Genomic DNA, 12,461 nt, shown 5'->3' with positions numbered 1-12,461 from the left:
AAAAATCATAGATCATTCCTCCGGGATAAACCGGCAAAAGATACAATTGAAAGGGTTAAATCAATTTTATATATTTGCCGCATATTGCTCCCGTAGTTCAATGGATAGAATTATGGTTTCCGGTACCATCGATATGAGTTCGAATCTCGTCGGGAGCACAATGATTTAGAAGCTGTTTAAAAACGATAAATTATTTTTGTTTATAACAGCTATTTAATCATTTTCTGACAACACGGGCACTATGAACCAGCCTGATCCACCTGATCCGGGGTGAACCCACCTGATCTAACCTGAACCCACCTGAGCTTAAAAATAATAAAAAGGCGTCATCGCGAGCGATAGCGTGGCGATCTCTACACGATAGGTGTGCGATTTACCTGGCGTGTAGAGATCGCCACGCTCGTACCTCGTTCGCGATGACGCTTCATTTGTTAGTTAGATTTATAGCCGAATCATTTTTAAACAATTTCTTAATTTATTTATTTCCATTTAGCCCAGTTGCTTTCGGCGGCCCAATTAACATTACCTATGGCACCACGGTAGCTGACCGAAGTAAAAAATGATTTTGAAAAATCTGTCCCGGTAAAATCTGCCCCCGATAAAGCTGGCGATCCATCAGCCGGACTAAGGTCCGGAGCACCGGTAGCATACATAGCTTTTAATTTCAAATCGGCTGATAAAACTATGACCGTGTTTTTATTAACCGCGTTCGTTTCGAAAATAGTTAACTCAGGATCCGGGAATACGCCATAATCCTTATCCCAGGAAAAAGTTCGGTTGGTACTGTCAGCCTGTACCAAATTACTTCTAAATTCGGCATTATCATTATTTAATATTGCCGGCCGTGTTCTGGGGCAAACCATAAAGGCTCCTTGCGGATATTCGGCTATTATAGAGTTTCTAATAGCAAGGCGCGTACCCTTACGCATGTAAACCCCTTGATTCAAATTGGTTTTAACAGTTTCTATGCCTTGCGGCCCAATTATGGTCATATTAGAAACAACCGGGCGGGTCAAAGGCGTATTTGTTGTAGGAACTTCATCATTATAACTTTCAAAACCGTTAGCACGTAAAGCCTGGGACGATGCTACAGTGCGATAGGAGATCAGATACTGCAAGCTTCCCTGATAGCCTAAATCAAAGTCAAAATCGTCATCACCATTATTATAGGCTATGAGATGGGTTGCATTTACCGTTCCGCCAACAAATTGAAACCCATCATCATTTGAATGTTCTACCATTACGTTATCAATTTTAGTTCCGGAACCAACACTGGCCAATAGCAGGCCACTTGCTTTATCAACCGCCCATTCATCTTCTGCCGGGGGATTAATGCCACCCGTGTATTCTATCCTTAAAAATGTAATAGAACCCGAAACGTCATTAGAGTTATTTCCACCATATTGGGTATCATTAGATATCGGCAAACCGGCAACATTGCCGGTACCTGTATTAGTTGGAGCATTGCCCAGCAAAACAATAGCGCCCCAATCACCCGGTGCTTTTACTGCAGCGGCCGAAGTAAATACTACCGGCTTGTCGCTTGTACCATTAACATTAATTTTAGCCCCTTTAGTAATAACCAATACGCTCTTAGCCTGAGCCTGGTCGTTTTTTTCTGCATATACGGTTATACCTGCAGGTATGGTTAGTATTGCATTATTTTTTACATATACCTGCCCTTTAAGAAAATAATCTTTATTAGCATCAAGGGTACGGTCTGCAGTTATAAAGCCTTGCAGGGTATCTGTTTTTCGGGAATTAGCATTATTGTTCCCGTTAATAGCATCTTTTTTACAAGCTGCAAAAAAGAAAATAGTTATTATAAATAACAGTGAGGTGAGCTCTTTCATATGAATTCTTATTTTTAGTTAATAACCCTAAAAAATAAGCAATGTTTCGTTAAGATTAATATTTTAATTTGTGGATATAAAATAATTCATACAAGTATCCTTAGTATCTATAAATTCTGAATAAAGCACTTGTATCGAGCTTAAATAAAATCTTTTTTATCAAGCAATTTAGTGGCTAAAAAGCAGTTTACCAGCTTGCTTAGCTTAAATATTTTATTTTTTTTAAACCAATTTTAGTACAGGTTGTTAATGTTTTATTTTTCTGTTCATTTTTTCAGACTTATAGATATAGTTAACATATTATCAATAGACAAGATTTGAGTTATTATATATTTTTATATTTTATCAGTAGTTCATTTTATGTGTTTAATGGTAAACACATTTACATTTTATACTTAACATTTGACATTATTTAAATAACATTTGGCATTGTTTAAACGTTAAAAAGTTGTTTATCAAATGTTACTAACTTATTTTACGATATAAAATATCTAACCTTATGGAACAGAATTTTCTTGATATCCCCTTTAACAATTCGCCTGTTAATGGCGTTGCGAATGACTCACTTGATGTAAAAGAATTACTAAAAGTGCTTTCTTCCGTTAAAAACGGAAAGCTTAGTGTTAGGATGCCCGTTACGCAGGCTGGCATAAATGGCCGGATATGCGAGGTGCTGAATGATATAATTGAAATGAATGAGCGTTTGATAGCCGAAATTTCGTCAGCTGAAATAACCATTGGAAAAAAGGGGAATTTATCTAAAAGAATTAAATTGCCTGATGCCAAAGGCGAATGGGCCGGCGGTGTAATTTCGTTGAATAACCTGATTTCGGACCTTACCTCTCCTACCCTTGAAATTGCAGGGATGATCAATTCAGTAGCAAATGGAGACCTATCAAAACATATACCTTTAGAAATAAGTGGACATCCTTTAAAGGGTGAATTCTTGCGGATTGCAAAAGAGTCTAACCAGATGCTTTCCAAGCTTCAGTTATTTTCTATGGAAGTAACCCGGGTTGCAAGGCAAGTAGGTTCAGAAGGCAAATTAGGTGAACAAGCAAAAATTAAAGGTGTAGCCGGTGTTTGGGCCGAGCTTACCGACTCTGTAAACCAAATGGCAGGTAACCTTACCGCCCAGGTACGAAATGTGGCAGCAGTAACAACAGCGGTAGCAAAAGGTGATCTTTCAAGAAAAATTACGGTTGAGGCCAAAGGCGAAATCCTTGAGTTGAAAAATACGATCAATACCATGGTGGATCAGCTCAACTCATTCTCATCCGAAGTAACGCGTGTGGCACTTGAAGTAGGTACCGAGGGTAAGCTGGGAGGGCAGGCCAAAGTGCCGGGAGTAGCGGGAACCTGGAAAGACTTAACAGATTCTGTAAACCGTATGGCGGGTAACTTAACTTCACAGGTACGTAATATAGCAGGGGTAACCACGGCGGTGGCTAATGGTGACCTTTCTAAAAAGATTACGGTGGACGTAAAAGGAGAAATGCTGGAGCTTAAGAAAACTATTAATACCATGGTGGATCAGCTCAACTCGTTCGCATCCGAAGTAACGCGTGTGGCGCTCGAGGTGGGTACAGAAGGTAAACTGGGCGGGCAAGCAAGAGTAAAAGGTGTTGGCGGTGTTTGGAAGGACCTTACAGATTCTGTAAACCAAATGGGAAGTAACCTTACCGACCAGGTGCGTAATATTGCATGGGTTACAACAGCGGTGGCTAAAGGAGATTTATCCCGAAAAATTACGGTGGATGCCAAAGGCGAGCTTTTGGAGTTAAAGAATACGATCAATACGATGGTAGATCAGCTGAACTCCTTCTCTTTCGAAGTAACACGGGTTGCACGTGAGGTAGGTTCTGAAGGTCAATTAGGCGGGCAGGCCAACGTACCGGGAGTAGGCGGTACCTGGAAAGATTTAACAGATTCTGTAAACCAAATGGCGGGTAACCTAACCGGCCAGGTGCGTAACATTGCCGAGGTAACTACAGCGGTAGCTAAAGGAGACTTATCTAAGAAAATAACGGTTGACGTACAGGGAGAAATGCTTGAGTTAAAGATCACGATCAATACAATGGTAGATCAGCTTAACTCATTCGGATCGGAAGTAACCCGTGTGGCCCGTGAGGTAGGTTCAGAGGGGCAATTAGGTGGCCAGGCAAATGTACCCGGTGTAGGTGGTACCTGGAAGGATTTAACAGACTCGGTAAATAAAATGGCTGATAACTTAACCTCGCAGGTACGTAACATTGCCGAGGTAACTACAGCGGTAGCAAAGGGTGACCTTTCGCGAAAGATCACCGTAAATGCTAAAGGCGAGTTGCTTGAATTGAAAGACACCATTAATACCATGGTTGATCAGTTGCGTGGTTTTGCATCAGAAGTAACCCGTGTAGCACGTGAAGTAGGTTCAGAAGGGCAGTTAGGCGGGCAGGCCAATGTACCCGGCGTTGATGGTACCTGGAAGGATTTAACAGATTCTGTAAATAAAATGGCCGGTAACCTTACTGCCCAACTAAGAAATATTGCAGATGTATCTATCGCGATAGCAAATGGTGACTTATCCAAAAAAATTACTGTAGACGTGCGTGGAGAGATCCTCCAGTTAAAAGAAACTATTAATACGATGGTTGACCAGCTGCGTGGCTTTGCATCAGAAGTAACACGTGTTGCGCGTGAGGTGGGTACGGATGGTAACCTGGGGGGCCAGGCATTTGTACCGGGTGTGGCGGGTACCTGGAAAGATTTAACAGATTCGGTAAATCAAATGTCGAGTAACTTAACATCCCAGGTACGTAATATTGCCGAAGTAACCAAAGCGGTAGCAAGTGGTGACCTTTCCAAAACAGTAATTATCGACGTAAAGGGTGAGATCATGGACCTGAAGAATACCATTAATACAATGGTGGATCAGCTAAACTCGTTTGCGTCCGAAGTAACGCGTGTGGCACGTGAGGTGGGTACAGAAGGTAAGCTTGGCGGACAAGCGCACGTAAAAGGTGTAGGTGGTACCTGGAAAGATTTAACGGATTCGGTGAACCAGATGGCATCAAATCTGACCGGGCAAATACGTGGTATTGCCAAAGTGGCTACCGGTATTGCAAAAGGAAATTTGAAACAGCGCTTATCCATTAACGCGTTAGGTGAGGTGGCACAATTAACGGATACGATTAACGAGATGATTGATACACTCGCGGTATTTGCTGATGAGGTAACTACAGTGGCACGTGAGGTGGGTGTACAAGGACGTTTAGGTGGCCAGGCAAGTGTGCCGGGCGCATCCGGAACCTGGAAGGATTTAACTGAAAACGTTAATCAGTTAGCACAAAACTTAACGGTTCAGGTGCGTTCCATATCCGAAGTTGCATCTGCGGTAACAAAGGGTGACTTAACCCGTACCATACGCGTGGAAGCAAAAGGTGAGCTGGAAGCTTTGAAGGATACCATTAACCAAATGATTGCCAACCTTAAAGGCACTACGTTACGTAACCATGAACAAGATTGGCTAAAATCCAACCTTGCAAAATTTGCCCAGATGCTACAGGGACAACGTGACCGTAACGCGGTTGCCAATAAAGTACTGTCAGAATTGGCGGAGTTGGTGAACGCACGTTATGGGGCATTCTATATTTTAGAACAACCGGAATCCGGAGATGAACCTAAACTTAGATTGTTTGCAGGTTATGCACAAAAAAGCCGAAAACTTATTGATCAGGAATTCTCGCTTAGCGAAGGGTTGGTTGGCCAGTGCGCTATGGATAAAGAGCGTATAAGATTGGCAAATGTGCCTAATGAATACTTGCAGATCAGTTCAGGTATTGGAAATGCCGCCCCAATTGACCTGGTAATTTTACCTGTGCTATTTGAAAACAATGTAAAAGCGGTTATTGAGCTCGCGTCATTTGAAAACTTTAGTGATACACATATTGACTTTTTGGATCAGCTGACAGAAAGCATTGGTATTGTATTAAATAATATTGAAACTAATACCCGTACAGAAGAATTGTTATCTCAATCACAATCATTAGCCGGCGAGTTATCAGCGCAACAAGAAGAGTTAAGGCGCGCCAATGATGAACTGCATGATAAAGGCCGGTCATTAGAAGAAAAAGCAGAACAGCTAACCCTTACATCTAAATACAAATCAGAGTTCCTGGCTAATATGTCGCACGAGTTGCGCACACCACTTAATAGCTTGCTAATACTTGCCCAACAACTTTTTGAAAATCCGGAGGGCAACCTCACCGAGAAACAAAGAATGTTTGCAAAAACTATACACTCTTGTGGCGATGACCTGATCCAATTGATTAATGATATCCTTGACCTTTCTAAGATCGAGTCTGGTGTTATCGCCGCGGATGTAATGCCGGTTAGCTTTAAGGAGATTATCTCATTTACCGAATCAACCTTTAAACCGATATCAGAAGCTAAAAACTTAAAATTTGAGATCGAATTACAGGAAGGATTGCCAGAATTGATGGATACCGATATGCAGCGTCTAAATCAAATTCTTAAAAACCTGCTATCAAACGCTTTTAAATTTACCGAGAAAGGTGGTGTTAAATTAAATATTTACAGACCAGGGGCAACTGATGAAAATCCTTTATCAGAATTGGATTCAGTTATCGCATTTTCTATTGAAGATTCTGGCATTGGTATTTCCAAAAATACACAGGGCATAATATTCGAAGCTTTCCAACAGGCAGAAGGTTCAACGAGTCGTAAATATGGCGGCACAGGCCTGGGGCTTTCTATTAGCAAGGGTTTTGCCGAATTATTGGGTGGAACAATTACCGTAGGAAGCGAATTAGGTAAAGGCAGTGTATTTACTTTATTCCTGCCTTTAAAGTATAAGGAAGATAAGGTTACCTCTGTTAAAGTGAAAGAAAACTATCCTGTTTCACATTTACGTACCAATTTGATGGATACAGCAGAGTTGGTAATAGATGACGACAGACATAACATTTTAGCAGAAGAGCAGGTACTGTTGGTTATTGAAGATGACCTGCGCTTTACTAAAATATTAATAGACAAAGCCCATAATTTTAACCTGAAGGTAGTTGTTGCCGTTAGTTACCTGGAGATTTTTGACAGTATATTAAAATATAATCCGGTTGCAATTACACTGGATGTTAATATGCCTGAATCAAACGGATGGAAAATTCTTAAATTGTTAAAAACCGATATTAATCTGCGCCATATACCTGTGCATGTAATATCCGGGGAGGATAATAAGATCATGGCCCTAAAATTTGGCGCCAAAACCTTTAGCTTAAAACCTTTATCTAATACGTCACTCGATGACCTGATCAGCGGGATAGTAAGCTTCCATAAACAATCTAAAAAACGTGTGCTGATTATTGAAGATAATGAAAATGAATTACAAAGGCTTTCAGAACTTATATCAAATGATAATATAGAGGTTTTTGCAGCAACTACTGCTAAAAAAGGCCTTTCAGTTTTGAAAAAAGAGATCTTTGATTGTATTATAGTTGATTTTACCTTACCTGATGCTAATGGGCTTGATTTGTTAAACAAAATTAATTTGGTAAAACAGCAGCAAACCACAATTATTTTGCACTCGGCACGTGACTTTACGCAAGATGAGTTATTACAATTAAAACGGCTTAACCATAAAATTATTAGTAAAACACCAACATCTCACATATATCTGCTTGAAGAAATATTAATTTTATTACACATAGATAAAAAATACATTAATGAAAGCAAACTAAAGTTAATTGACGGGATACATAATAAAACTGATGTACTTGACGGAAAAAAGGCATTGGTTGTTGATGATGACGTACGTAACCTCTTTGCCCTTACAGCAGTTTTTGAACGTTCTAATATTGAAGTAATTACCGCAGAAAGCGGAAGAGAAGCCTTGGAAATATTGAACAATGATAAAAAGATAGATATTGTATTAATGGATATCATGATGCCTGAAATGGATGGCTACGAAACCATACAAATTATACGCAAAGAACCACGTAATAAAACATTGCCAATTATTGCTGTAACTGCTAAGGCTATGATTGGCGACAGGCAAAAATGTATCGCATCAGGCGCATCTGATTATATTACTAAACCGGTTAAAACAGACCAATTATTATCATTAATGAGGGTATGGCTGATCAAATAAATAACAATGTTAAAAGAAGATCGACCTTGGATGTAACCATCAGGATACTTTTAGTTGATGATAATGATAATAATTTATTATCAATGGAGGTTGCATTGGAAAGGGACGAATATGTTTTTTTCAGAGCTACCTCAGGGCGCGAAGCCTTAAGGATTCTTTTAAAAGAAGAAGATTTTTCATTGATTTTGCTTGATGTAAAAATGCCTACAATGGATGGCTATGAAACCGCTGAATTAATTTATCAGCGGGATAAACTAAAACATATCCCTATCATTTTTATCACCGCTCATGATTATGAAGAGGCTGCTATGTTTAAAGGATATAAAGCCGGTGCTGTTGATTTTATTCGTAAACCATTTAACCCCGAGATATTACGCTCTAAAGTGGCAGTCTTTGCCGAATTGCATAAAAAGAACAGGCTTTTAAGAAAGCAGGAAGAAAAACTGCAAATTATTAACAGAGACCTGACCGAGCTAAATCGTGATCTGGAAGAAAGGGTTTTAGAACGTACTTTGGCACTGCAAAGTCTTAATAGTGAATTAAAGGCACTTAATTTATCAAAAGACAAATTTCTTTCAGTAGTCTCTCATGATCTGCGTAACCCGCTTACCGCGTTACTCGCTTCATCTGGAAAATTGAATGAAGATCCTGAAAAACTTAGCCCTAATCAAATTAAGCAACTTTCGAATATTATCCACCGAACGTCTAATAAACTGCTTGATCAACTTAACGAAATAATTGACTGGGCTAAAAAACAAAGTCAAAAAACAAGCTTTAATCCTGAAAAGGTCCATTTAATTGATGGGGTTGAAGAATCACTGGAATTATTAAAGGTAAATGCAATCCAAAAGGAAATTAAACTTCAAAACAAAATACAGGAGAACATTTATGTCAATGTTGATTCATTAATGTTAAGGTCAATAATTCAAAACCTGGTTACCAATGCCATAAAATATACCCCACATGGGGGCGAAGTTATAATTGATGCCGGGTTTGACGAACATATGGCCACAATATTTGTTAAAGATTCTGGTATAGGGATGAGCAATGAAATACGCGAAACACTGTTTAAACAGGTTAATAACAATTCTGTATTTGGAACAAATAATGAACCGGGCAGTGGGCTTGGCCTGTTATTAGTAAATGACTTTGTGGTTCAACACGGCGGTAAAATTGATGTGGAAAGTAATGTTGGTTTGGGGACAACCTTTAGGTTTACTATTCCTGTAATTCATGAGGCATGAAGCTAACATTTCCTCTTCTTTTAATTAAACCATTAATTCAAGTTTTAACTTAGCATATTTTCTTTTACCAACCACCCTATTACGTAAATTTTATGAATATTCAAGCATTAACAAAAACGCATTTAGAAGCTTGTGCCGAAATTTTTATTGACACTTATAACAGCCCCCCCTGGAACTACCAATGGAATTTAGAAGGTGCTATTAAATATTTGAGTGAGTATTTATCCTCTGCTGATTTTGCAGGATTTGTTTTATACGATAATGAAGAGATTGCAGGCGCAATATTGGCTCATTCGAAAACATGGTGGACAAACAAACAACTTTATATTGACGAATTATTTATTGCGCCTAAAGCGCAAAAAAAAGGGTTTGGAAATAATTTAATAAACCATGCAGAAAAATATGCCCTTGATAATGATTTAAAAACCATAACATTAATGACCCATAAATTTATGCCTTCAATGAAGTTTTATGAAAATAATGATTTTATACACGCACAACCTTTTGTGCTTTTATTTAAAAACGTTCAGCCGGACTGACCGTCCGGGCAGCCGGGATTTCCTGGCAAGTCTGCAAATAAGTGGCCTTGCGGCGAAAGCGTGCCAATCGCCACGTCTGTATAACTCCTATTTATTTTCAACAGTTACTATTTTCCCAGACCGTCCCGCAGGATTAAATAAACCTATTTTTAACCGCCCGGTTTTGACAGAATCTTTAAAAACCGCGCTTTTTAGGGTTGGTATTTTACCGTCGGTAGTATAATGAATTTCAAAACCGGGCAGTCCGGAGTTTGCAATAATCCAGCCGTTGGCCTTACTTACGCCGGCACTTGGTATGCGATAGTTAAACCCGCCCGCATAATAGGTTAAGCGGGGAAGCTCACGCTGGCCTAATATATTTACAAATCTCGCCCAACTATCATCATATAAGACGCTGCTTTTAATCGTATCCGCTACTGTCGCCCAGTCAGGATCCCTGGCCCAGGCCCGTTCGGCTAATCCCAATAATTTGGGCAATAACATATATTCCATTTTTGCGGCACTTTGTAAATTCTCACTCCACAGGGCCCCTTGCAAACCGATAATGTTATTTTTTCCTGCAGCGGTTAATTTTTCTTTATTTAAAAAAACCGATGGGTTTACTGTATTACCCATCCTGTCCTTTGCCGAATTTTTAAAATAATCATAAGGTATAAAGCGAAATGAGTTAGCTACATCCGCATACCCTCCCCAATAATAACCGGGTTCATCGAAAGCTTTAACATAGGCGAGGTCAAAATAAAGGTTGGTAACGCATGATAATATAACTTTGTAACCCCGGTTGGCTAATTTATAAGCCAGGTCCTCTGTACCCCAGCCCAATACATTGTTCCACACTTCCAGATGTATGTTTTTATCCGTCAGCTCAGTATCAATAACACTTGCTATTTTGCCGTTTTGCACAACTTTGCGTGAGCCTGCTTCTTCCCACGCGGTGAGATATAAGCTATTTGCGTTTAACATCTGAACTATTTTGCGGTAATAATAGGGCCATAAGTCATCCGTACGTTTTATTGTTGTATCTGCTTTCCTTAACCTGAAAAAAGCCGGCGATCTTTCCCAGGCACCGGCGGGTACTTCGTCACCGCCGAAATGTATGGTTTGGAGCGGGGCTCCAGCCGCTGCATACATTTCCTTTATCTCCCTGGTAACTATTTCCATAAAATCATATGTTGATGGTAAGGAAACATCAATTACATTATCGTTCCAGTACTGTACAGAAATATATTTCGAGCTATCGTTTCTGTCATGCAGTAAGTATTGGTTTGCCTGCTCCATTTTACCCTGCCTGACATAGCGATCATATCGCGCATCCATTGCCTTTATAGCAGCACGTGCATGTCCCGGGCTTTCAATTTCAGGAATGATTTTTATATGTCTTTCGGTAGCGTATTTCAACAGCTCAATAAAATCGGCTCTGGTGTAATACCCGCTACCTGAACGGTTATTGGTGAAAGGACCGGATCCGAATGATGGCTGCAAATTTTGGCTATTATCAAGTGTATGGCCTCTTTTAGCTCCAATGGCTGTCAGCTCCGGCAGGGCGGGTATTTCCAACCTCCAGCCTTCGTCATCCGTAAGGTGAAAGTGGAGCACGTTCAATTTATACAAGCCCATCAGGTCAAGCAGTTTTAATAGTTGTTTTTTAGACTGAAAGTTGCGCGCCACATCTATCATAACGGCCCTGTAACCAAAACGCGGTTGATCAGCAACTTTCACCCCCTGTATACGGATTGCTTTTTGGGCGCTGCGGTAGGCTAACGGCGATATCAATGTTTTAAGTGATTGCAACCCATAAAAAATACCCGCACCTGATGAGGCTGCAATAGTTATGCGGTTATTAGTTATTACCAACTCATAAGCCTCTTCCGGCATTTGTTTTTTTACCAGGTTTATGGTATTTTTTGATGGGGTAACCGCAGGTAACAATAGCCGGGCAAGCTCCTTTTTCAAATACAAGGCTTCTGCTTTAAACCAGGCATCGGCAATCACCTTAACGCCTCTGTCCAACTTGAATTTAACAGCAGTTAGCTGATATGTTTGAGGTGTCGGGAATATTTTTACCAAACTATCGGCGGGTATATGGGGGATAGTTTTGTTTTGTTCAAATACCAATTGGGGTGTGCTTACTTCAATTTTATCTAAAGGCGAACGTGAAAATTGTCCTGCCCCGGTAGATGGTTTTAAAATAACAGGCTTTACAACATAATACCTGGTCGGGGCATTGTCCCATATCAAATAAAACCCTCGTGGGGCATCTGTTTTATTAATTAGCCAGTCGGATGCCACGAACTGAATCTTTAGTGAATCATTTTTATTGATTCCTTTAAAATCCGCTGTAGGCGAGAGGTAAAAAAGATCGCCGTTGACAGGAGTAATACTAACATTGCCAGTTGAAGAATGAGGAACAACCTGCGCTCCAAAATTGAAATACAATTTCCAGCCTTTTGCCGGTAATGTAAATTGATGGCGCGTAATCAGGGTCAGTTCTGAAAGAGATTGTGGCTTATTCCCATAATTATTTTCAATTACCCCCCATTTTAAACGCAGATCCACGGTTCCCGGTTGGGCAAACACGTTAACCGTTAACAGCGTAGTCAGTAAAATTAAAAAGCAGATACGGCCCGCACAACCGGCCCCCACCAGGCGATGCGGCCATACTGCTATAATCATTAGC

The 12,461-nt window shown here is 40.1% G+C and carries 5 protein-coding genes and 1 tRNA gene; 4 read left to right on the top strand and 2 right to left on the bottom strand.

What is annotated here, in order from left to right; all coding sequences use genetic code 11:
* The first annotated feature begins 86 nt into the window (after positions 1-86).
* Positions 87-158: transfer RNA gene (locus JWR23_RS06705), tRNA-Arg, on the top strand.
* 321 nt (positions 159-479) lie between these two features.
* Here the strand turns inward: JWR23_RS06705 and JWR23_RS06700 are convergent.
* The gene (locus JWR23_RS06700; protein WP_299514552.1) at positions 480-1,853 is read right to left on the bottom strand and encodes a hypothetical protein; all 1,374 of its coding nucleotides are present in this window, start codon (positions 1,851-1,853) and stop codon (positions 480-482) included.
* A 499-nt stretch (positions 1,854-2,352) separates the two neighbouring features.
* Here JWR23_RS06700 and JWR23_RS06695 point away from each other — a divergent pair, with 499 nt between their 5' ends.
* The 3 genes from JWR23_RS06695 to JWR23_RS06685 all read left to right on the top strand — a co-directional run bounded on the left by JWR23_RS06695 (position 2,353) and on the right by JWR23_RS06685 (position 9,784).
* On the top strand, positions 2,353-8,001 hold the full coding sequence (locus JWR23_RS06695) for a HAMP domain-containing protein (protein WP_299514550.1): 5,649 nt from the start codon (positions 2,353-2,355) through the stop codon (positions 7,999-8,001).
* Positions 7,986-9,245 carry a hybrid sensor histidine kinase/response regulator gene (locus JWR23_RS06690; RefSeq protein ID WP_299514549.1) on the top strand — a complete coding sequence of 420 codons (1,260 nt, stop codon included), beginning with the start codon at positions 7,986-7,988 and terminating at the stop codon, positions 9,243-9,245. Before JWR23_RS06695 ends, JWR23_RS06690 begins: the two co-directional genes overlap by 16 nt.
* A gap of 92 nt (positions 9,246-9,337) precedes the next feature.
* Positions 9,338-9,784 (top strand): GNAT family N-acetyltransferase, encoded by a 447-nt coding sequence (locus JWR23_RS06685; RefSeq protein WP_299514548.1) that lies wholly within the window; start codon positions 9,338-9,340, stop codon positions 9,782-9,784.
* Positions 9,785-9,871: 87 nt separating this feature from the next.
* On the opposite strand, the gene JWR23_RS06680 is transcribed toward JWR23_RS06685, so the two are convergent.
* Positions 9,872-12,457 (bottom strand): family 20 glycosylhydrolase, encoded by a 2,586-nt coding sequence (locus tag JWR23_RS06680; protein WP_299514547.1) that lies wholly within the window; start codon positions 12,455-12,457, stop codon positions 9,872-9,874.
* Positions 12,458-12,461: the final 4 nt, after the last annotated feature.

It is taken from the genome of Mucilaginibacter sp. (genome assembly GCF_028288205.1).
Classification (GTDB): domain Bacteria; phylum Bacteroidota; class Bacteroidia; order Sphingobacteriales; family Sphingobacteriaceae; genus Mucilaginibacter.
The sequence above is the reverse complement of the archived record's forward strand: the minus strand, read 5'-3'. Positions and strand labels throughout refer to the sequence as shown.

Bases quoted from the DNA above. Each gene is read 5' to 3' on its own strand.
- JWR23_RS06680 (WP_299514547.1), bottom strand. From the start codon at position 12,457: ATGATTATAGCAGTATGGCCGCATCGCCTGGTGGGGGCCGGTTGTGCG.
- JWR23_RS06685 (WP_299514548.1), top strand. From the start codon at position 9,338: ATGAATATTCAAGCATTAACAAAAACGCATTTAGAAGCTTGTGCCGAA.
- JWR23_RS06700 (WP_299514552.1), bottom strand. From the start codon at position 1,853: ATGAAAGAGCTCACCTCACTGTTATTTATAATAACTATTTTCTTTTTT.
- JWR23_RS06695 (WP_299514550.1), top strand. From the start codon at position 2,353: ATGGAACAGAATTTTCTTGATATCCCCTTTAACAATTCGCCTGTTAAT.
- JWR23_RS06690 (WP_299514549.1), top strand. From the start codon at position 7,986: ATGGCTGATCAAATAAATAACAATGTTAAAAGAAGATCGACCTTGGAT.